This is a genomic window from Streptococcus didelphis DSM 15616, from assembly GCF_000380005.1.
Classification (GTDB): Bacteria; Bacillota; Bacilli; order Lactobacillales; family Streptococcaceae; genus Streptococcus; species Streptococcus didelphis.
In genome coordinates this window covers 129,334-149,276 of the sequence record NZ_KB904189.1, presented here as the reverse complement: position 1 = coordinate 149,276, position 19,943 = coordinate 129,334, and the positions used below count along the sequence as shown (strand labels likewise).

Annotated in this window: 16 protein-coding genes; 10 read left to right on the top strand and 6 right to left on the bottom strand. The window is 37.4% G+C overall.

The window, feature by feature from the left end:
- Together A3GU_RS0104740 and A3GU_RS0104735 are read right to left on the bottom strand one after the other, a co-directional pair.
- Complete coding sequence (locus tag A3GU_RS0104740; protein WP_018366401.1) at nt 1-876, bottom strand: RluA family pseudouridine synthase; 876 nt, start codon at nt 874-876, stop codon at nt 1-3.
- Nucleotides 873-1,067, bottom strand: a complete 195-nt coding sequence (locus A3GU_RS0104735; protein WP_018366400.1) for a hypothetical protein — start codon at nt 1,065-1,067, stop codon at nt 873-875. The genes A3GU_RS0104740 and A3GU_RS0104735 overlap by 4 nt, the downstream gene beginning before the upstream one ends.
- Before the next feature lie 206 nt (nt 1,068-1,273).
- Here A3GU_RS0104735 and A3GU_RS0104730 point away from each other — a divergent pair, with 206 nt between their 5' ends.
- The 8 genes from A3GU_RS0104730 to leuS all read left to right on the top strand — a co-directional run bounded on the left by A3GU_RS0104730 (nt 1,274) and on the right by leuS (nt 10,748).
- Nucleotides 1,274-1,660 carry a RidA family protein gene (locus A3GU_RS0104730; protein ID WP_018366399.1) on the top strand — a complete coding sequence of 129 codons (387 nt, stop codon included), beginning with the start codon at nt 1,274-1,276 and terminating at the stop codon, nt 1,658-1,660.
- Nucleotides 1,661-1,693: 33 nt separating this feature from the next.
- Nucleotides 1,694-4,021 carry a penicillin-binding protein PBP2A gene (pbp2a, locus tag A3GU_RS0104725; protein WP_018366398.1) on the top strand — a complete coding sequence of 776 codons (2,328 nt, stop codon included), beginning with the start codon at nt 1,694-1,696 and terminating at the stop codon, nt 4,019-4,021.
- A 49-nt stretch (nt 4,022-4,070) separates the two neighbouring features.
- Entirely contained in the window at nt 4,071-4,223 is a 153-nt protein-coding gene (gene rpmG / locus A3GU_RS10020) for a 50S ribosomal protein L33 (protein WP_083906200.1), read from the top strand.
- Nucleotides 4,224-4,234: 11 nt separating this feature from the next.
- Complete coding sequence (gene secE, locus A3GU_RS0104720; RefSeq protein WP_018366397.1) at nt 4,235-4,411, top strand: preprotein translocase subunit SecE; 177 nt, start codon at nt 4,235-4,237, stop codon at nt 4,409-4,411.
- A 146-nt stretch (nt 4,412-4,557) separates the two neighbouring features.
- Entirely contained in the window at nt 4,558-5,103 is a 546-nt protein-coding gene (gene nusG, locus A3GU_RS0104715) for a transcription termination/antitermination protein NusG (protein ID WP_018366396.1), read from the top strand.
- 197 nt (nt 5,104-5,300) lie between these two features.
- Nucleotides 5,301-6,653, top strand: coding sequence for a hypothetical protein (locus A3GU_RS0104710; RefSeq protein WP_018366395.1), 1,353 nt, complete (start codon nt 5,301-5,303; stop codon nt 6,651-6,653).
- 220 nt (nt 6,654-6,873) lie between these two features.
- The gene (locus A3GU_RS0104705) at nt 6,874-8,115 is read left to right on the top strand and encodes a Fic family protein (RefSeq protein ID WP_018366394.1); all 1,242 of its coding nucleotides are present in this window, start codon (nt 6,874-6,876) and stop codon (nt 8,113-8,115) included.
- Between the two features lie 131 nt (nt 8,116-8,246).
- A complete protein-coding gene (leuS, locus tag A3GU_RS0104700) occupies nt 8,247-10,748 on the top strand; it encodes a leucine--tRNA ligase (protein WP_018366393.1) in 2,502 nt (833 codons plus the stop codon).
- Between the two features lie 84 nt (nt 10,749-10,832).
- Here the strand turns inward: leuS and A3GU_RS0104695 are convergent, their stop codons facing one another.
- The 3 genes from A3GU_RS0104695 to A3GU_RS0104685 are packed head-to-tail and all read right to left on the bottom strand — an operon-like array spanning nt 10,833 to nt 13,832.
- On the bottom strand, nt 10,833-11,360 hold the full coding sequence (locus A3GU_RS0104695; RefSeq protein ID WP_018366392.1) for a PTS sugar transporter subunit IIA: 528 nt from the start codon (nt 11,358-11,360) through the stop codon (nt 10,833-10,835).
- Between the two features lie 13 nt (nt 11,361-11,373).
- Entirely contained in the window at nt 11,374-12,159 is a 786-nt protein-coding gene (locus A3GU_RS0104690) for an HAD-IIB family hydrolase (RefSeq protein ID WP_018366391.1), read from the bottom strand.
- A 2-nt stretch (nt 12,160-12,161) separates the two neighbouring features.
- Nucleotides 12,162-13,832: a PTS transporter subunit EIIC gene (locus tag A3GU_RS0104685; protein ID WP_018366390.1), complete on the bottom strand. Its 1,671-nt coding sequence runs from the start codon at nt 13,830-13,832 to the stop codon at nt 12,162-12,164.
- Nucleotides 13,833-14,013: 181 nt separating this feature from the next.
- Between A3GU_RS0104685 and A3GU_RS0104680 the strand changes: the two genes are divergently transcribed.
- Entirely contained in the window at nt 14,014-14,772 is a 759-nt protein-coding gene (locus tag A3GU_RS0104680; protein ID WP_018366389.1) for a MurR/RpiR family transcriptional regulator, read from the top strand.
- A 215-nt stretch (nt 14,773-14,987) separates the two neighbouring features.
- On the top strand, nt 14,988-15,935 hold the full coding sequence (locus tag A3GU_RS0104675; protein ID WP_026216448.1) for a CPBP family intramembrane glutamic endopeptidase: 948 nt from the start codon (nt 14,988-14,990) through the stop codon (nt 15,933-15,935).
- 260 nt (nt 15,936-16,195) lie between these two features.
- Here the strand turns inward: A3GU_RS0104675 and A3GU_RS0104670 are convergent, their stop codons facing one another.
- Entirely contained in the window at nt 16,196-19,729 is a 3,534-nt protein-coding gene (locus A3GU_RS0104670; RefSeq protein ID WP_018366387.1) for a S8 family serine peptidase, read from the bottom strand.
- Nucleotides 19,730-19,943: the final 214 nt, after the last annotated feature.

Below are 19,943 nucleotides of genomic sequence, written 5' to 3'. Positions count from 1 at the left end.
CTAAGGGTTAGGGAGTCCTTTTTCAAATGAAGGTGAAGTAGCTTCAAGGCAAATGTTTTCAAGGCTGAGAGGATGAATAAAGCTTAATCTATGTGCATGCAGCATTAGACGATTACTGCTTTTATGATGATTATTGTATAAGGGATCCCCAACAATAGGAAGTCTGTGGTGGGCCAAATGGACCCTGATTTGATGAGTACGACCAGTTTTTAATTGGCAGCTAAGTAGACTTGTCTTGTTTGAAAAAGTTTTTAGGCTCCTAACTTCAGTGTGTGCAGCCTGCCCTTTTTTATAATCAACCACACGCATTCGTCGGTCATAGCGATGTCGCCCAATAGGGTCTTGAAAAACAAGCCTATCCTTGGGAAGATAACCTTCTACTAAAGCCCAGTATTCACGGCTAATTTGCCTTTTTTCAAGTAACCTATTCATGATAGGTAAAATAAAAGGATTTTTGGCAAAGATAATAAGACCACTTGTCTCCATATCAAGACGATGAATAATATAAGAGGTCTGGCCAACGAAGGCAGACACATGATTTAAAAGGGCCAATTCATTAGGCTCATTGCCGTGGCTTTTCATTCCTGCTGGCTTATTAACCACAATAAGGTTCTGATCTTGGTAAAGGCAATCAACTAAACTGGCATCCCCCATCTTAATAGTCTTAGGAGGATAATCTTCGTCATCAAAGATAAGGGAAATAAGGTCTCCTTTTTTCACAGTATCCTGCCAAGTAATGATTTGGTTATTAGTCAGGACATGTTTTTTAGTTCTTAAAAAGTGTCTGATTTTTCTGGGGATAAGTAGTTTTTCTTCTAGTAACTCTTTAACCTTACTATCTTCATAGGGATTAGTAAAGGTAATGGTTTGGCTCATTTTTTGTCTTCTTCTTCCAGCCAAGCGTGGTATCTGTCAACCAAGTTAATAGCCATTTGAGTTGCTAGAGCAGCTGAAAAAGCTTCTGTACCTTCACGTTCATCATTAGCCACTTCAAGTTTGCTTTCCTCATAAATAGCTTTTAAGCTATCTGAGGAGAGGGTTTCTTTAAAGGCATCAAATTTTTTCATGTATTTACCTGTTTCTTTCTAGTTTCTTAGTTAAAAAGTGTTTTTTTTGATTATGTCTATTATAGCATTTTTATGCTGGGTGACCATCTAAAAATTTACTAATCTTAAGCCTAACTTAAAGGAAAAAGAAAACCAACCTTTTTATTTGGAAATGGATAATAAATTGATATAATATGTTAAAAATGATTTATGTAAGAGGATTGAAAATGAAAAGTATCAAGCGTTATGACGTTCAAGAGGATTGGTCATACACAGGTTTAGTGGAAGCTGGGGATTTCTACTTTTTAAATTATTGCTCTGGTAATCTAGGGCAGCCTATTGAAGACCAAATAAATGGAGCTTTTGATGAGATGGAACGTCGCCTTGCCCTAGTTGGCTTGACTCTAGATGCTCTTGTTAAGATGGACTGTCTCTTTAGAGATATTTGGAACCTTCCTGTTATGGAAAAAGTAATTAAAGAAAGATTTAATGGCAAATATCCAGCTCGCAAATCCATTCAAACCGAATTTGCACAAAATGGTGGACCAGAAGGTTTACTCTTTCAAGTGGATGGGATTGCCTATTCAAAAGCACTTGATATTAGTAGAAACTAGCTGGTAGGTGCTTGTAAATGGTATAATAAAACTATGACATTTTTACAATTATTGCAAAAGAAGTTTTTTCCGAAAAAGTATGCGGAAAAACAAAGATTAAAGGAAGCTAGCAGGTCAGAGAAGACTTATCAGGACTCTTATGAAAATAAGAGTTTTTCTGAGGATATGGACGCGGCAGCTATCCAGACCAGCAAAAGGGTGTTTCAGCGCAGCAATTATGCCTCTGAAAAGGAAGAAAAACAGCTCCCTAAATGGTTAGCCAAGTTGGAAGCTATCTTGCCTTCTCCGCAAAATCCGATTAGGCGTTTTTGGCGGCGCTATCATATAGGGAAAATCCTCCTTCTTATAGTGGGGACTTTTATCCTGATTATGGGCTCGTATCTCTTTTACCTTTCAAAGACAGCAAAGGTCTCTGACTTACAAAATGCTTTGAAGGCTACGACGCTGATTTATGATAAGAATGCAGAGCAGGCAGGCAGTCTTTCTGGACAAAAGGGTACCTATGTAGAGTTAGATGCTATTTCAGATGATCTGGAAAATGCTGTGATAGCTACTGAAGATAGAACTTTCTATGAAAACAAGGGAATCAATCTCAAAAGGTTTTTCCTTGCCACTATTACCTTGGGACGTTTCGGGGGTGGGTCAACCATTACCCAGCAGCTGGCCAAAAATGCCTATCTCTCTCAGGAGCAGACTATTAAGCGGAAAGCTCGGGAGTTTTTTCTAGCCCTAGAACTTACTAAAAAATACAGTAAAAAAGAAATCCTAACCATGTATCTTAATAATTCTTATTTTGGAAATGGTGTCTGGGGTGTCGAAGATGCTAGCCAAAAATATTTTGGAACCAGTGCTGCTAATTTAAGTCTAGATGAAGCAGCTACCCTAGCAGGCATGTTAAAAGGTCCTGAAATTTATAATCCTTATTATTCTATTGAAAATGCTACCCATCGAAGAGATACTGTTTTATCAGTCATGGTCGATGCTAAAAAAATTAGTCAAGACCAGGCTAATCAAGCCCAAGCAGTAGGCATGGGAAATCGCTTGGCAAATACCTATGTTGGTAAGTCAAACGACTATAAATACCCTTCTTATTTTGATGCTGTGATTAATGAAGCCATTTCTAATTATGGCATCTCAGAGAAGGATCTGGTTAATAATGGCTATAAGATTTATACAGAACTGGATCAGAACTATCAAACAGGCATGCAAACAACCTTTAATACAGCAAGCCTCTTTCCTGTTTCTGCCTATGATGGGGAAATGGCCCAGGGAGCTAGTGTGGCCCTAGACCCTAAAACAGGAGGCGTAAGAGGCCTAGTCGGTCGAGTCAATAGTAATGGACAGCAAGGGTTTAGAAGTTTTAACTATGCAACCCAAGCAAAGCGGAGCCCTGCTTCAAGTATTAAACCTTTGATAGTCTATGCTCCTGCCCTAGCTTCCGGTTGGTCAATTGATAAAAAACTTCCTAATACAATCAGGGATTTTGATGGCTATAAACCCCATAACTATGGCAATTATGAGTCAGAAGATGTGCCTATGTACCAAGCGCTAGCTAATTCTTATAATATACCAGCAGTAGCTACGGTAAAAGAATTAGGTATTGATAAAGCTCTTGCTTATGGTAAAAAGTTTGGTCTGGATATGGACAGTGCCAATAAGGAGTTAGGGATTGCATTAGGTGGCAGTATCACAACAAATCCTCTTCAAATGGCCCAAGCTTACTCTGCCTTTGCTAATAAAGGAGTTATGCATAATGCTCACTTTATTACTAAAATTGAAACAGCTAATGGTAAGGTCATCAAAAAACATAGTGATCAAGCCAAGCGCGTGGTCAGTCAAACGGTAGCAGATAAGATGACAAGCATGATGCTTGGAACTTTTTCAAATGGTTCAGCTGTCAATGCCAATGTTTATGGCTATACCTTGGCTGGTAAAACAGGAACGACAGAAACAGAGTTCAATCCTGATTTGTCTGGTGACCAGTGGGTTATTGGCTACACACCAGATGTTGTAATCAGTCAGTGGATAGGCTTTAATAAAACGGATGAGCAACACTATCTGTCAGACTCAAGTGCAGGAACTGCTTCTGCAATCTTTAGCACTCAAGCTTCCTACATCTTACCTTACACTAAAGGGAGTCAATTCCATGTTGACAATGCCTATGCACAAAATGGGATTTCAGCTGTTTATGGTATCAATGAAGCTAATAGTGAAAACGCACAGGAGTCACATGACATTATAGAAGGCCTTAGAAAATCAGCCCAAGAAGCGTCTAAATCACTATCAGACGCTGTCGATGAATCAGGCTTACGAGAAAAGGCCCAGGATCTATGGAATGGCATCATTGACTATTTTAGATAACTTGCGTAAATGAGAAATTCATGTTAGAATATGGACTACGGAGGGCGTTATGGCACAGAAAAAAGCAAGCCTAGCGTGTGTAGATTGTGGAAGCCGAAACTACTCTATTTCAGTGAGTAGTACGCCTAAACCGACACGACTAGAAGTAAATAAATTTTGTAAACATTGTAAAAAATACTCATTACATAAAGAAACACGTTAGAGGAGAATCTGATGAAATTTACCACTGGTATTTTCAAGCTTTTAAAGGATACGACTTGGCCAAATAGAAAACAACGTTGGAAAGATTTTATCTCAGTACTTGAGTACACTGCTTTCTTTACCGTTATCATTTATTTCTTTGACCAAGTGCTTTCAAAAGGTATCTTGTCAATAATCAATTTTTTCTAAAAATAAGTATGAGCCGGGGAAACCTGGCTTTTTATTTTATCCTTATTTGTGAAATCGTTGACAGACCTTAAGTCTTCTATTATAATGAAGGTAATGAAATCACTGTCAAAGCCCGCTAAAGGCTTTTTTATAATGAAAGGAAAATTATGCTAGATTCATTTGACAAAGGCTGGTTTGTACTCCAAACTTACTCAGGCTATGAAAATAAAGTAAAAGAAAACCTCTTGCTTCGTGCACAAACTTATAATATGATGGATAATATCCTTCGTGTTGAAATTCCCACACAAACAGTAAATGTTGAAAAAAATGGTCAAACTAAGGAAATTGAAGAAAACCGTTTTCCAGGTTATGTACTTGTCGAAATGGTTATGACAGATGAAGCTTGGTTTGTTGTGCGTAACACACCAAACGTAACAGGCTTTGTAGGCTCTCATGGTAACCGTTCAAAACCTACTCCACTTCTTGAAGAAGAGATTCGTGCTATCTTATTATCTATGGGGCAAACCATTGATGTCTTTGATACCAATATCAAAGAAGGTGACATGGTACAGATTATTGATGGTGCCTTCATGGGTCAAGAAGGCCGTGTTGTCGAAATTGAAAATAACAAGGTTAAACTAATGCTTAATATGTTTGGTTCAGAAACAATTGCTGAAGTTGAATTGTATCAAATCGCAGAGCTTTCTAATTAGCTAGCTCCCTAAAGGGCGATTTTATATTTACTAGCTCATAAAGAAAAACCTGATTCCTAAATGCTAAAGGGGTTAGGTTTTTTGTGTCTTCCTCAAGTGAAAAATCAGTTATTTCAATAATATACAAAGAAATGATTTGGGCATTTTTTGGAAAATTTTTAATCTTTTATATATTATATCATTAAGGAGGAATATTTATGATAAGCTTAAAGACATCAAAATTACTGTTGACAAGTATTGTTACTAGCTTAACAATATGTATCGCGACTCCGGTCTTAGCCATATCAACTGAGGAGGAACCACAACCAAGTGCCATGTCGTCACTCGTTGACGAACCTACAAGTCGTTTTGTTAGTATCAATGTCGATGCCCTTGATGCTAACACTAAGGAAACTCTACAATTAGTACCCTTTATTGATCACACTTTACTAGAGGACTATATCTCTAAAGAAGAATTACGTAATCGCATTGAAAGCAAAATAAATGAGCATTATGATGGCTCAGGTGACTATTACAGCGTAACAAATATCGACGACCTTATTTTGACTAATGACGTTGATGATAAAAAAATCCGATTAGGTGATAAGAAAACTTATTTAGATGATGATCAAATTCAATTGAGTAACTATAAAACTCAATTGAATAATAAAGACGATCTTATTTATATTGGAGAAAACCATAGTAGCAGTAAAGATAAAGCACCTGCCTTTAAATTTCAACTGGGAGGACAGGTACATGTTAAACCCTTTGATAAGTCCATTACAAATCCTGCCGATTCGGTGGAAATGACCTACCTAGCAGACTTTTTATATGAGGATGAAAATGGTCAAGACATTCAAGAAGGTCTTTTTCAGGCTAACATGAGTGATGACACTCAACATCTTCCAAGTGATTTAAATAATGAAGAAAAGTCAAATCCCCAAGGGATAACCACAACTCTACCAGTGGGTTATGTCTTGACTTCAAAGGACCTTACTGGTTATGCCCAAAAACTTTTAGACGAACGAACAGTCAAAGACCCAACGAATCCATGGGTTATTGTCAAACGCCTCTCATCTGAGGTTATTCGTGACACTTATAGTCTTCCACGCCATAGCCGTGATATGCTTTTTATGCAAGAGGCAAGCGATAACAAAAGCTTTGAACATACAATTGCGAAACGTCAAAAGGCAGAAGCTAAATATGACATGTCTAAAAAAGAGTATGTGGAACAAAAAAATACAGACGTGATTAAAGAACGTTATGTTGTGGTCAAATATAATGATTTTAAAAACTGGCTTAAGCAACAACATTCTATTGACTATAATAGTCAATATGGATTAAAAGTACTTTATTTCTATGATGATCATTTAATTTTAGAAAAACCTCTGGATAAAAGAGTAGGTTTGGATAATCAGGTTGCAGGCAAGGATGGAACGATCTATAAGCCTATTAACAGTATTGTGATTGCTGATAAGGTAATTGTCAATACCATTAAAGAAGAAGACTATCAGAAACTCACTTCAAGTAAAATTGAAGAACTCGAAAACAAACCACAGTTATTAAATTAAACTAAGAACCTGAGACGATTTCTTCATTTAGATATTCTTTAATTAGAAAAAGAAAAACTCTGCTTATGACTAAATAAGTAGAGTTTTTTTAAAGACAGACACAGATAGTGTAAAACCTATGTTTACTACTTTTTTAAAAGTACCATATTATGTTGTTAAATATCGAAATATATGATAAACTTTTTGAAAATAAGGCATATTTTAAAAAGTTGAGGGCATTATGGACTATAAAGAATTAAAAATAGTAAAATATAACAATAATGATGACAATAAACAAGAATATCAAAAAAGATTTTCTACTATAGGTGTGATAAAAACTGAAATGTATCCTAGTTTGATGAAAAGAGATCTACCAAAAGAAAGAGATTATCCCCTCTTTGTTGTGCCTCTGCTTGAGGTACAACTATTATCGCAACAAATACAGGAAAATTCAAATACTATTAAAGAACTTGCTAATGCTCTGCCAGCTATTGCTAAAGAGCAGTTTTACAAAGAACAATTATATAAATCTATTATTGATACTAATGAAATAGAAGGGGTAAAAACAACACGTAAAGAGGTTTCTGAAGCATTTAAGGCTCTATCACAAAAGGGTAAAAATCATAAGATTAGACTACTATCTACAGTTCGAATGTATCATGATATTATTACTCAAGAGGATTTGAGGATAGATAGTATCAATATAATTAGAGAGATTTATGATAATTTAACTGATGGTGAGATAGAAGGAGATAATGCACTAGATGGTTACTTATTTCGAGATGGCTATATTAATATTCTTGATGAGAATACAGGTAAGTTAGAGCATCTACCACCAACAGAAGAAAAAACAATACTTATTATGCTGTCGAGTTGGATTAGTTTTATAAATGATAGAACAGTTCCATTTCTAATAAAAGCCAGTTTATCACATTTCTTTTTTGAAAATGTTCACCCTTTTTATGACGGTAATGGGCGTACTGGGCGTTATATTTTATCAAGATACTTATCACGAAAATTGGATATTTTTTCGGGTCTCGTAATATCACAGAAAATTAAAGAAAACAAGAAAAAATATTATAAAGCCTTTAAAACAACTGGAGACTATGATAATAAAGCAGAGGGCACATTTTTTGTAATAACTATTTTACAAATGCTGAAAGAAGGTCAAGATGATATTATTTCCATACTTGAAGATAAAAAATCCCTGTTAGATAATTTCTCTACCAAGTTAGATAATTTAAAAGAGAGATCAGAGTTACAAAAAAGAATCTTATATTTAGTATTTCAGTCAACAGTTTTTGTAGATAATTCCAAAGACGGTATTAGAGACAATGACATTATTGCTATTTTATCAGCACACTACCCTAAAAAAACAATTAAAGATACTATCAAGCAGTTAAGGCAAGAAGAGGTCATTGAGCAGAAGACAAAAGCTCCAAGCAGGCATATCCTTAAAATAGAAAAGGTATTTAATGACTAATCTTACAGCTTTGTTTTTCTGAGCAGAAGTGATTACCGAGAGATAGAGTTATTGTTCTTAATTACTACTATAATGCATCATTATTTATGCTATAATAGAAAGAACTAGATTTTTTACATGGGAGAATCCATATGACATTTTACAATCATAAAGAAATTGAACCTAAATGGCAAAACTATTGGGCGAAAAATCATACCTTCAAAACAGGAACAGATACGAGTAAACCAAAATTTTATGCCCTAGACATGTTTCCTTATCCTTCAGGAGCAGGCCTGCACGTGGGACATCCAGAAGGATACACAGCAACTGATATTTTAAGTCGCTTCAAACGCTCACAAGGCCACAATGTCCTTCATCCAATGGGCTGGGATGCTTTTGGCTTGCCAGCAGAACAATATGCCATGGACACAGGGAATGACCCAGCGGATTTTACAGCTGAAAATGTTGCCAATTTCAAGCGTCAAATTAATGCCCTAGGCTTTTCCTATGATTGGGACCGTGAGATTAACACTACTGATCCGAATTATTACAAGTGGACACAATGGATCTTTACTAAGCTCTATGAAAAAGGCTTGACCTATGAGGCTGAAGTTCCAGTCAACTGGGTTGAAGAACTAGGGACAGCTATTGCCAATGAAGAAGTCTTACCAGATGGCACATCAGAACGAGGTGGTTACCCAGTTGTGCGTAAGCCTATGCGCCAGTGGATGCTAAAAATTACTGCCTATGCAGAACGTCTCCTAGAGGATCTGGAAGAAGTTGATTGGCCAGAATCTATCAAGGATATGCAACGCAATTGGATTGGAAAATCTGAAGGGGCTAATGTTACTTTTAAAATTAAGGGCACTGACCAAGTCTTTACAGTCTTTACAACCCGTCCTGACACCCTATTTGGAGCCACTTATGCCGTTTTAGCACCTGAGCATGCGCTTGTTGACGCTATTACAAGTAAAGACCAAGCACAAGTAGTGTCAGAATATAAACAACAAGCCAGCCTAAAATCAGACCTAGCACGTACAGACCTTGCCAAGGAAAAAACAGGAGTTTGGACTGGAAGTTACGCTATTAACCCCGTTAATGGTAAAGAAATCCCAATTTGGATTGCTGACTATGTGCTTGCAAGCTATGGAACCGGCGCTATTATGGCAGTACCTGCTCATGATAACCGTGATTGGGAGTTTGCTAAGCAATTTAACTTAGAAATTATCCCAGTTTTAGAAGGTGGCAATGTTCAAGAAGCGGCCTACACCGAAGATGGTCCCCATATTAATTCTGATTTCTTAGATAGTTTGGACAAGGCTGAAGCCATGTCACAAATGATTAGCTGGCTAGAAGAAAAGGGTTGTGGCCAGGGTCAAGTAACTTATCGTTTGCGCGACTGGCTCTTTTCACGCCAACGTTACTGGGGTGAGCCAATTCCTATTGTGCATTGGGAAGATGGGACCTCAACAGCTCTTCCAGAAGAACAGCTTCCTCTTGTTTTACCAGTTACAAAAGATATTCGTCCTTCAGGAACAGGTGAGTCACCTTTAGCTAATCTGACAGATTGGCTTCAAGTAACACGCGAAGATGGGGTTAAAGGACGTCGTGAAACCAATACCATGCCTCAGTGGGCAGGTTCAAGTTGGTACTATTTGCGCTATATTGACCCTCATAATGACAAACAACTTGCTGATCCAGAACTCTTGAAAGAATGGCTACCAGTTGATATTTATATTGGTGGTGCTGAACATGCAGTTCTTCATCTGCTCTATGCCCGCTTCTGGCACAAGGTTCTCTATGACCTTGGAGTAGTTCCTACCAAAGAACCCTTCCAAAAACTTTACAACCAAGGAATGATTTTAGGAACTAGCTACCGTGACCACCGTGGGGCCCTAGTTGCTACTGATAAGGTCGAAAAGCGTGACGGTTTTTACTTCCACATGGAAACAGGTGAAGAACTAGAACAAGCACCTGCTAAAATGTCCAAATCCCTTAAAAATGTTGTTAACCCTGATGATGTGGTTGAGCAATATGGTGCTGATACCCTTCGTGTCTATGAAATGTTCATGGGCCCACTTGATGCTTCAATTGCCTGGTCTGAGGAAGGATTAGAAGGTAGCCGTAAGTTCTTAGACCGTGTTTATCGTCTGATTACTACTAAAGAAATGTCTTCTGACAATAGCGGAGCTCTAGATAAGATTTACAATGAAACCGTAAAAACAGTCACAGAACACATCGATACCATGAAGTTTAATACTGCCATTGCTCAGTTGATGATTTTTGTTAATGCTGCTAATAAAGAAGAAAAACTTTATGTGGAGTATGCCAAAGGCTTTGTTCAATTAATTGCGCCATTTGCACCACACTTGGGTGAAGAATTATGGCAAGTTTTGACCAAGTCAGAAGAATCTCTGGCTTATGTTGCTTGGCCTCAGTGGAATGCTGCCAAATTAGTTGAAAATGATCTTGAAATTGTTGTCCAAATCAAAGGAAAAGTTAAAGCTAAACTAAGGGTAGCTAAGGATTTACCAAAAGAAGACTTAGAAGCTCTTGCCCTAGCTGATAGCAAAGTACAGGCTGAAATTGCAGGAAAAACCATTGTTAAGGTTATTGCAGTACCTAATAAATTAGTTAATATTGTTATTAAATAGCCAAAAAAAGAAGCCAGAGAAGTAATCCAGGCTTCTTTTTTGTGAGTTACTATCTTTCTCAATTTAGAAAGATAAGGGTAGTCATTAGTCTACTGAGTTGAGACTAACCTGGGCCACCCTTGTCTTGGCAGCTTGTAGGCCAGTCTTAAGTAGTTGGACTTCAGAAACATCTTGAGAATTTGGGATAATTACAATCACACTAGGGTCTTTTTCTTCTTTTTTGAGAATATCTAAGTCAACACTAGCTATTAAATCCCCTGCTTTAATAGCATCTCCACTCTTAAGGTTGGTTACAAAAGCATCTTCTTTGAGACTAACAGTGTCAATACCAATGTGAATGAGGACTTCTAGACCTTGATCAGTTGTTATCCCATAAGCATGCTTGGTTGGGAAAACAGTAGTAATTGTACCGGAAACAGGTGAATAGACACTGCCATTATCTGGAATGCAGGCAAAGCCATCACCAATCATTTTTTGGGCAAAAACAGGGTCCTTGACATCAGTAATTGAAATTACGTGACCATCTGCCACTGCTAGCAGGTCTTCTGCTATAGCCTGTGTTTTTTCTTGATCTTTATCAAGACCAAAACGTTTCATAAATCCATTTAACATTATCTTTCTCTCCTTAGGAATAATGATTAAGTTGCTTGGCAAGGATGCCTTCTAAATGGTCAACAGCTTGGGCAAAAGTATCAAGCACATAATCAGCCTTCTCCTTTACAGCTTGTGGAGAATGGCTCATGCAATAAGCAATATCTACTTCTTCAAAGAGGGCCAAATCATTGCCAGAATCCCCAAATGCTATGGTTAAGTCATAAGGCCCTTTAACTTTCTTAAGTCCAGACCCTTTGGAAATAGCCTTGGCGGTAACTTCGATACGTCTGGCACCCGCTTCAAAGACTTCTAAATTCAGGAAGCTTTGACCTAAATCATCTAAATAATGCGCTGTTTGTGATTTTTCAGGTCGAATATTAATTTTATAAATAGTACGATTATCTAATAAGTGAAAGGGCTGATTAGATTGAATGAGCTCCATTCCCCAAAGGCGCTCGCTCTCATCTGTCCAGTAATTTCCTAAACGTGCCTGATTGTCAAGAGCATCAAAAATCAATTTTTCTTTAGCTAAATATTCCAAAAGTGGATTTAATTCACTTTTAGCTATTTCTTGTGCAAAAATAATCTTATCTCCACTTTCGACAAGTGCTCCATTAAAGGCAATAGCATGCTGTAGGTTAAGCTTATACTTGTCAACTAGATAGTGTATTTCCTTGAGGGACCGACCAGTTGCTAGGGCAAAATCCCCCAGTTTTTTTAATTTTTCATAAGCCTGTAAATCTTTTGCTGAAATGATTTTTGAGTCTTTGACAAAAGTGCCGTCTAAGTCTGTTACGCATAAGATTTTACCAGTCACTACTATTCCTCCATACCTAGAATATCACGAATTTCATTTTTAAGAACATTGGCATAAGCGCCATAAATAGATTGCATTTGCATACCATTTTCAGCAAATCCCATAGCTTCATAATCACTTTGAATGATTTTTTTATCAACCACTGATTTATCCTTGACGTCAATTCTCAAGCGGGTGATACAAGCGTTAACGTCTAGGATGTTGTCAGCTCCACCGTGAGCTTCAATGAGACCAAGGGCTTGTTTGTGGGTCTTTTCTTGCTTGCTGAGGGCTTTTGTCGTAGAGCCATCTTCTTTACCAATTTGTTGGATCTTAAGCCCGTACTTACCACGAGCCTCTTGTTTACTTGCTAGACGAACTTCTTCGTCACCACCTCCGCGTCCAGGCGTTTTAAAGTCAAATTTAAGAATCATAAACTTGAAGATAAAGTAGTAGAGGAAGAAATAAGGAATACCAACTAGGAAAACAAGCCACCAGTGGGTTTTAGGCCCTTGAAGTACCCCGTAAATCACTAGGTTAATAAAGCCATGTCCAGTTGGAGTAGCAACACCAGCGCCAAGCATATGCATCACAAAGAGGGCGCTACCTGCAAGAACAGCGTGGGCTGCGTATAAAAGCGGTGCAACAAATAAGAAAGTGAATTCAATAGGTTCTGTAATCCCTGTCAAGAAAGAAGTGGCTGCCGCAGCAAATAAAAGGGAACCAGCAATTTTACGTTTGGCAGGAGCTGCTGTTTTATACATAGCAAAGGCTGCACCAGAAAGACCAAACATGAAGTAGACGAACTTACCACCATTAAAGCGAGTGATAGAAGGATCAATTGATGTGATAGAAGGGTCAGCAAGTGAAGCAAGGTAAGCATTAACTGTCCCTGAAACATGTTCACCATTAATAATCCATGAACCACCAAGTTCAGTAGTACGTACTGGCCAGTTAAGCCCGTGGTGAAGACCAAAAGGTAAGAGTGAACGTTCAATAAGCCCATATAGAAAGGTTCCGATAGGACCAGATTTTAAAATCATAAGGGACAAAGCACTGATTCCCATTTGCACAGTTGGCCAGATGAAAAAGAGTAAAACAGCTACAACTGACATAACAACCATAGTAACGATAGGAACAAAGCGTGGTCCACTGAAGAAACCAATAATAGTAGGTAATTCTTGTTTAACAGCCCATTTATGGACAAAGTAAACTGTGATACCAACAATTATCCCTCCAAAAACACTGAGGTCCATGGTTTGAATACCAAGAACATTTGTTTGCATGGCATTTGATAGGGCAAGCTTTGCATCCCCACTTTGCATCCCGGCGGTATTAACCAAATGCCCTGTTTCTGCTAGTAAAAAGTGTAGGACATAGTGAAGCACTAAGAAACCAAGTAAACCTGATAAGGCAGCAGAGCCTTTTTCACGACGTGCTAGACCTACAGCCACACCTACCGCAAAAATAACAGGTAAATTACTAAAAGCAGTACTTCCAAGAGTAATGAAAAATTTCATCACAAACTGGAAGATTTCATTTTTAAAAAATGGGAACATCTCCAATGTATTGGCATTTGTAAAGGCTGTTCCAATCCCCTGAATAATCCCTGCACCTGGCAAAACCGACACCGGGAGCAAGAAGGAACGACCAAATTGTTCAAAGGCCGCAACAAATTTACTTTTCTCTGACATAAAAATCTCCTTTTGGTAAATTTTAATTTACTCTATTAGTTTAACAAAATTTTAATAGTATGAGAGCCTTTTCAAAAAATTTACTCTTCTTAAAAAATTTTGCTATTAGAGTAAAATTTTACTATAATAAACCATAGCGTCTTAATATATTAGAAAACTATTGGTTAATAGAGGGAGTATAATGTTTTTTGATAACTATCAAGAGAAATATTTATTATTATCAAATCGTGAAGCGGAAGTTATCGATTACTTACTAAAGCAAGATAGCATTGAAAATGTTACACTTAAAAGCATTTCACAGGATTTATTGTTATCTTCATCAACGGTGATTCGGGCCTGTAAAAAAATGGGCTATGAATCCTATAGTGAATTAAAATATAATTTGCAGTTTTCAAAACGCGCCCAAGAAAACTCTGAAAACAAGAAGCAGGTTTTATCTTGGGATTACTTTAAAAACCAATTATCTCTTAACTTACAACAAAATTTAGACATCTTTTGTGAAGAAGACTTTAATCTCTTTGCTGAACATATCTTAAAGGCTCGCAGGGTCTTTTGTATAGGCATTGGGTCTAGCTCGATGGTTGCTTCTGACTTTAATCGTAAGTTAAAGTTAGTTAATATTTGGTCCAACGACTATTATGAACAGCATAGCATCCAACGGGTCTGTGATATTGCTACAGACCAGGATGTCATTTTAATTTTTTCACTCAGTGGCAGTGACGGCAGCATTAATAAGGTTCTCATGTCTGCCAAGCAACGCCATACAACAATTCTTGCGGTTACTTCCTTTAATTCCCCTCTTGTTCAGATGAGCGACCAAACTATCTGTGTCTACAATTCCCCCTCGACCCGCCAAAAATTACGGCATCGATTGAATTTAAATGTCGTTGAGGTTCTCTTGTTTGAAAGTTTAATAATGCGACTGGATAACTACCTCTAAAAGTTAAAAATCTGCTTTCTCAAGCTTTGTGAAAGTTTAAAATACATTTAAGAAGGGAAGGCTCTTTTATTTATTATAGAGAAATCTCTTTACACAACTGCTATTTTTAAAAGAATTATGTTAGAATAAGGAGTATTAAATGAGAATTGTTGTCTCTTAAAGACAATTTATAAAAATAATTTTCACCTAATGAAAAAATCGAAAGAAGGAAGAATTTGCTAATGAAAAAAATGTTACAATTACCAACTAACCGCTATCAAAAGCTCCCAGCTTGGTTAATGATTATTATCGCCTGTGTCATGGTTGATGTCTTTATTAATGTGGGAGGGACGCTTGGATACCTTCTCTTATCAGGACCTCTTTACTTATTAAAACTTTTCATAGGCAATGGTCACGTCAATATCGAACCTTATCTGGATGCTATCGAAGGGCTGCATGTTCAGCTTGGACTTTTTGCAGTTATTGCAGTGGTCAATTTTGCCTGGGTCAAATGGTATGAAAAACGACCAATCAAAAGTTTAGGCTTTTTCCGAAAGGATAGATTTTTAGAGATTTTAAAAGGCTGGGCTGTAGGAATGCTCATCTTGTCTATATCTGTAGGGGTGGTCTATCTCTTTGGAGGAATCACATTAAATAAGATTGATTTTTCCATGTCAGCCATCTTGTATGTTTTATCTACCATACCTTTTTGGTTTATCCAGGGTGGAACAGAAGAACTTTTAACCCGTGGTTGGCTCTTACCTATTATAAATAAGCGAAGCAACTTAGCTATTGCTATTGCCATCTCAGGAAGTCTCTTTGGAGTTCTCCATCTAAGTAATGATCATGTGACCATTCCTTCTATTCTTTGCATTACCTTATCAGGAATTTTTATGGCCCTTTACATGATTAAAACAGATAATCTTTGGGGTGTTGCGGGACTACACGGAGCTTGGAACTTTGCTCAGGGAAATATTTTTGGCGTAGCTGTAAGTGGTCAGGAAGCAGGAAAATCCCTACTCCATGTTTCTGGGAAATCAGGGGTTGCTAACTGGATCTCTGGTGGGGAGTTTGGTATAGAAGGAAGTTTTCTAACCTGTCTAGTCTTACTTGCTGGAACCTTTATCCTAGCTTGGCAATTAAAAAAGGAAAAGCTTATCTTCATTTCTAAACCAAACAAGTAAGCTATGAGGAGAATATTAAGAGCAAACTAGCTCTCTAATAATCCCTAACAAGCTATTTATAAAAAAGAAAGTGCACCTCTTACTTTAAGAATGCACTTTTTTAGAAGAATTTAGTTGAATCCATACTTGAAATAAAAGAAAAACAAGAAGTTCTGGGGTTTTAATGCCCAATGACTTCTTGTTTTTTCTTGACAGCTTGTGTCTTTTTCAAAGGAAATCCTTATAGCTCTTAATCTAGCTAGTTATGATAGGATTTTCAATTATTTCTTTTTCTTTTTGGAAAATAATTTGAATAGACCTAATAAGAGTGATGTGGCAATAGCAAGAATTCCAGCAATTGCTAAGGTGCGTTGGTTAGTATCACCTGTAGTTGGAAGTTCTTGACCTGTTTCATCAAGGTTAGCTGCTTTATAATTATCACTTACAGTTACTGAAAGTTGATGTGTAGCAGACTCACCTGTGTAATCTAGGTTTTTACCAGACACGTTGCCAAGAGCATCTTCTGCTGGTTTATTAGCTTGGTCTGAATTTCTAATATCGGTTATTGCTGCATTTAGGAGATCACGGACTGAGATATGAGCCATATTACCTGCCATGTCTTCTACCAGATAGATAAATTGGTCAAGGCTGATTGGAATCATTTGACCGTCCATACCTTCTACAGCATTAATCAAGGTGAAGCTACCATCTTCATTTGGCTCGATATAAGCAGTTGTAGGTGTATCACCATCCATATAATTGTAAACAATTCTTGTACGGTAAATTGGGAAGTCTCTCTTAGCTAGTTGAGTTAGGGTCAATTTTTGTGACTCTGTATCAAGGTTTGCAGCAAGAGGTAAGGTTGGTTTTTGAGTATAGACATGAACAGTGAATTCCATGTGTTGCTCTAAGGCTCCTTCTAGAACAGGTGTGTAAACAATACGATAAGTATACTGACCATCAGCAACGGTATTGCCAGCTTGATCCTGACCGTTCCATCTTGTAAAATCTAGCACGGAAGCTTGGTTTTTAAAGGTCTTACGTCCGACAATACTTTCGCTCTTCCAGACAAGATTTTGCTTGTTGTCCAGAACCTCTACTCCGAAATCTTTAACATTACGTAAGAAGGTTCCTTGGAATTGAACAAAGTCTCGGTTGCTGTCTCCATTTGGTGAAATAATAAATTGAGGACGACCATTTTCATCTAATTCAAGGTAGTAGTTTTCAGATAAGCCATCAGATTTTGCAAAAGTACCTAAGATGATAAGTTCAGTTGTCTCAGAAAGACTATCAAGGTCATCTTCTTTTAGGTTCTTGCGAGCTTGAATAAGTGACCAAGAGCTAACATCTGTTAACAAGGCTGTATAGTTATTTTTCTCAAGTTGGAAAGAGAAGTTATCATAGTTCAATTGCAACTTGTCAGCGCCTGCTTCTGGTTTGTAATAGAAGGTTCCATCAAGGCTGTCATAGATTGATTTTTCAAGCGCATTTAGGTTTGCAAAATCACCTCTAAAGCCAAGGAAAGGAATACTCATTAATTCAGCTTCATTACCATCTTTAGCTTTGAAACGAACAAAACCATCATAGAAGAAGCCGTTTTTCATTTCTTTTAAGAGCATGTCTTTAAACTTATTAGCATCAATGGTGATAGTTACATCAGTATGGCTATTAGCTGCAACAGTAACATCTTTCCATTCGGTATCATAAAGAGCTCTTGGTTTCAAGGCAAAGTGCTGACCTTCTACTTGGTCACTTAATAAGTTAGCCTGGTATGAAAGTGACTTTTCATTATCAGACATGTTATGAACACGAACAGTAAAGGTAAATTGATCCTCAATATCCCCAAGGTTGATTTTTGAATCACCAGCTTGACTTGTTAGGTACATGTCAGCATTAAGAGCTTTTTCGGCATCAATAATACCTGCACCTTGCTGGCGTGGTGAATAAAAGGCCTTATCTGCTTGGCTATAAAGGGTAGTAGCAGAGCTCATTACGATTTTCTTGATTAAATCGAGACGTTCCTTGTCAGTTTTCTCAGGGTATTTTGTTTCAAAATGTTTTTGCAACAAGGAAATAATACCTGTAACGTGAGGAGTTGACATGCTGGTTCCTTGTACCAGTTTGTAAGTATTGTCATTAGCAGCTGCTAGGACATCCTCTCCGGGAGCAGTAATATCTGGTTTAAGAGCACCTTCTGGTGTTAAGCCCCAGCTTGAGAAGTTTGATATTCTAGCCCCACGAACATCTTTAGTAACTTTTTTCTCACCTGTGAAGGTCACTTTTTTACCACTTTGCTTAGCTAGTTCTTGTCCAGCTTCTTTGGTCATAAAGGCAATAGGGAAGTCTCCTAATTTTTGAAGCTGGTAGAGACCGTCTTTTTCCACATTATTAAAGATAATAATCCCTGCTGCCCCTGCAGCCTTAGCATTTTTCATCTTATCAATAAAGTCATAGTCACCCCCACGTTCAACAAGGGCAATCTGACCTGTGAGGTTCTTACCTTCAAAGTCTTCTTTTTTACCATAGTTGACAAATTGGAAAGTGAGAGCTTTATTTTTCTCAAAAGTCGTAGTCACTTCAATTGGTAGATGGCTAGATGTTTTATCATCTGAGTTAAGGGTGATAACTTCAGTAAGGATATCTTCAGGACTATAAGAAGCAACTGCCCAAGCTTCTTCAAAGAAGGCTGGTGATCCAATAATACCAAAGTCAGGATTTTCCGTTAAGGGTTTGAAGTTTAAGCCACCAAAACTAGTGTCATTCCCAGCTCCTGTAATAAGGGCAACACCCTTGTTAAAGGCATATTTGAAAGCTTCATGAACCTCAGGAGGTAAAGAGCCCATAGACTCTTCGCCAACTCCAAAACTCATATTAATAGCCTTAGCTCCTAAGTCTGTCGCATCCTTGATAGCCTGAGCATAGAGTTTGGGGTTTTCATCAGTTACCTTGACATAATGGTAAAGTAACTGAGCTTCCGGAGCCACACCTTTAAAGAGGTAGTCTTCAGAAGTTTCTTGTGCGTTACCAGCTAGAATGCTGGCTACGTTATTACCATGTCCAACGTCTTTTAAATGGTCTCCAAGATTATCATTTTTGTCATTGTAGTTATAGAAGAAAGCAATTTTTGGGCTTAGCCATTTACCATAGGTAATACCTTTAGCAGCTTTAGCCTTATTAAGGTTAGCTTCCTTGTAGATATTTTTTTCAGAATCACCTAAATAGTAAACCTCATGTTTACTATCAAAGCCACTATCAATAATGGCAATTAAAGAGCCTTGACCTTTGCCAATGATTTCATATAGTTTTTTAATGTGGCTAGGATCAAGTATTTCAGATAGGGGTTTAGCAGCTTTATTAATAGGTTTTTGGTAAGTGTCTTCTATAGAATCATCAAAACCATTTTCTAATTCACCTGTGTCGTCGTCAGGAATGCCAGTGAAGTTATCATCAGCGATAGCATTCTCATCAAAACCACCGTCGTCTTCACTAACTTCTTCACCGGTTTTCTCATCAGAATAGCCAGTGAAACTATCATCAGCATAGGCACTTTCATCAAATCCATTGATAAGCTCATCATTTTGAGACAGATCATCAGTAGCTAAATCGTCTGTAGACAGGTCATCTGTTAGGTTATCAGTTGAAACTCCTTCATTAATAGAAGAAACATCAGCGGGATTAGAACTACTAACCACTTGAGGAGCCGTTTCAGGTACTGTTTCCTCAGCTTGAACAGTGTTCACGAAAGCAAGTAAAACACTTGTCGTAGCTAGAGACAAGGTGAGTTTTTTATAGTTAATTTTTCTAGGGCCTTTCATATCTTCCTCCAAAATCTAGTCTATTCATGATAACCCAGCTCTCATTTAATTGCAATTTTTAATTAATTTATTAAATTAAACATTAGTTAAAAAGGTGAACCAAATAAAAAATAAGCTTTATATTTCTTGGTTTGACACAAAAAAGTTCCCTTTAATCAACAAGCTTTAGATATACAGCAAAAAAGGAGAAAGAAATCACTAAAAAGAAATTAAC

Coding starts and splice junctions, on each gene's coding strand:
- A3GU_RS0104740 (WP_018366401.1), bottom strand. CDS start 876: ATGAGCCAAACCATTACCTTTACTAATCCCTATGAAGATAGTAAGGTT.
- A3GU_RS0104735 (WP_018366400.1), bottom strand. CDS start 1,067: ATGAAAAAATTTGATGCCTTTAAAGAAACCCTCTCCTCAGATAGCTTA.
- A3GU_RS0104730 (WP_018366399.1), top strand. CDS start 1,274: ATGAAAAGTATCAAGCGTTATGACGTTCAAGAGGATTGGTCATACACA.
- pbp2a (WP_018366398.1), top strand. CDS start 1,694: ATGACATTTTTACAATTATTGCAAAAGAAGTTTTTTCCGAAAAAGTAT.
- rpmG (WP_083906200.1), top strand. CDS start 4,071: ATGGCACAGAAAAAAGCAAGCCTAGCGTGTGTAGATTGTGGAAGCCGA.
- secE (WP_018366397.1), top strand. CDS start 4,235: ATGAAATTTACCACTGGTATTTTCAAGCTTTTAAAGGATACGACTTGG.
- nusG (WP_018366396.1), top strand. CDS start 4,558: ATGCTAGATTCATTTGACAAAGGCTGGTTTGTACTCCAAACTTACTCA.
- A3GU_RS0104710 (WP_018366395.1), top strand. CDS start 5,301: ATGATAAGCTTAAAGACATCAAAATTACTGTTGACAAGTATTGTTACT.
- A3GU_RS0104705 (WP_018366394.1), top strand. CDS start 6,874: ATGGACTATAAAGAATTAAAAATAGTAAAATATAACAATAATGATGAC.
- leuS (WP_018366393.1), top strand. CDS start 8,247: ATGACATTTTACAATCATAAAGAAATTGAACCTAAATGGCAAAACTAT.
- A3GU_RS0104695 (WP_018366392.1), bottom strand. CDS start 11,360: ATGTTAAATGGATTTATGAAACGTTTTGGTCTTGATAAAGATCAAGAA.
- A3GU_RS0104685 (WP_018366390.1), bottom strand. CDS start 13,832: ATGTCAGAGAAAAGTAAATTTGTTGCGGCCTTTGAACAATTTGGTCGT.
- A3GU_RS0104680 (WP_018366389.1), top strand. CDS start 14,014: ATGTTTTTTGATAACTATCAAGAGAAATATTTATTATTATCAAATCGT.
- A3GU_RS0104670 (WP_018366387.1), bottom strand. CDS start 19,729: ATGAAAGGCCCTAGAAAAATTAACTATAAAAAACTCACCTTGTCTCTA.